General features: G+C 66.7%; 1 protein-coding gene. It reads right to left on the bottom strand.

Annotated features, from left to right (window positions below; translation table 11 throughout):
- Positions 1-1,719 (bottom strand): arabinosyltransferase domain-containing protein (locus WAO18_RS16920; protein ID WP_422207403.1); only part of this gene is annotated, 1,719 nt, incomplete at its 3' end.
- Between the last annotated feature and the right edge of the window lie 121 nt (positions 1,720-1,840).

Raw genomic sequence — 1,840 nt, 5'->3', positions numbered from 1 at the left:
GCCGAAGTGGTGCACCCACTTGGTCGGGGTGAACATCAGGAAGAACATCGTGCCGAAGATCACGCCCATCAACCGCCACGCCGGGCCGCGGGCTACACCGCGAATTCGCTTGCGCCGCAACATGATGAACACCGTGGTGAACAGGCACAGCGCAGTGATCAGGAAGCCGAACCGGCGCGACAGCGAACCGTCGACGGTCGGCAGGATCAGGTAGTAATAACGCAGGTTTTCGGTGTACCAAGCCTGACTGGGGCCGATGGCGGTGCGAATCCTGGTGGCTTCCAAAACCGTTGCCAGCGTCTGGTCGGCGAACACCACCGTCAGGATCACCGTGCCGGCGGCCAGCATCGGCGCCACCAGCGGCCAGGTGCCCACCAGGCGGTGACGTCGCACCAGGATTCGCAGGATCGGACGACCACCGGCCACCAACGCGGCCACTGCGATCAGACCGGTCGGCTGCACGCCGAGGGTGAACGCCGCGGTCACCACCGCCAGCGCCGCGGGCGTCATTCGGCTGTAGCGCATCGACCGCTCGATCAGCACGTAGGTGATCAGCGAACCGACCGCGATGATCGGCTCCGGCCGAAGACCGTTGTCGAACGGCATCCAGGCGGTCAGCAGCACCAGGCCGGCCGCCCAGTTGGCGGCTTTGCTCTTGGTCACCGCCGGACCCAGCCGGGGCAGCACCTCGCGGGAGAGCAGCAGCCAGCACACCAGCCCGGCGACCAAGTCGGGCAACCGGATCCACAGGCTCGAGTCGCTGACGTGCGTCATCAGCGCCAGCAGGTTGTAGTACCAGCCGAACGGGTCCTCCGGACTGCCGAACCAACGGAAGTAGTTGGACATGTAGCCGGCCCGGTCGGCGACCCGGGCCATGCCCAGGATGTAGCCATCGTCCGACGAGTTCGCGCCGATCACCCACCAGAGCACGAACCCGAAGGTGATGGTGGCGTCGGCGAGGGTGAAGGTCCGCCAGTTCGCGGGGATCAGCCGGCGCATCCGATGGCCGTCCAGCTGGTCCAGCCGCCACAGCGCGATCAGCGCGACAATCGTCGCCAGGATCGCGCCCACCATCGCAAACAGCTTCAGAGTGGTTGGGCTGGTGGAGAATCGGGTGTCGATGGTCGCCGACATCTGCAGGCCCGACGGCGCGGGACCGATCAGGTCGGTGAACACCCCGACGATCTGCGGACGCAGGTTGGGGTCGGGGTAGCCACTGCGCAGCTGACCGCCGCCAGGATCCTTCAGGCCGACGAAGGTCGCGTAGGTCCCGGCCAGCGTCGAGGTGACGTCGATGTGCTGACAATGCGGCGACTCCACCTGGTCGCGCGGCACCGACAGGATCACCACGTTGCGGTCGGTGACGTCCACCCGCTGCTTGTTGACAACGATGAACAGCGCATTGAGGTTGGCGTCCTTGCCTTTTCGTGGTGCGGTGCCCAGCACCACCCCGCCGTTCGGCGGCATGTCCCGCACCACCTCGCACGGGACGGCGGCGTGGAAGTCGACCGGTGTCAGCGAAATCAGCGGAGCCGTAACGCTTTTCATCTGACCCTGCTGCGGCCAGTTCAGGTTCGCCGTGGTCTGCACGACGGGCAGCAGCGGGGTGGCCACCGACAGCACGAATCCGATCAATCCGGCGATGGTGGCTACCCACCGCGTCGTCTTGACGTTGTCGCGTGCGGGGCCGGTGGTCGGATGCTCGGTCTGTGTGCTCACGGGAGTGCTCGAATCGGTCCTTGACGGCTCCAGCCGTTGACGGTCGTGGCGCCCTGATCGACGGCGGCGAGCGGCGCCACGTCGTCGGGGAGCCAGCGGTGGTACTGCTCCACCTGTCCCC

The sequence above is a fragment of the Mycobacterium sp. genome, assembly GCF_049278535.1.
GTDB lineage: Bacteria > Actinomycetota > Actinomycetes > Mycobacteriales > Mycobacteriaceae > Mycobacterium.
This window is presented reverse-complemented; position numbering and strand designations above follow the sequence as displayed.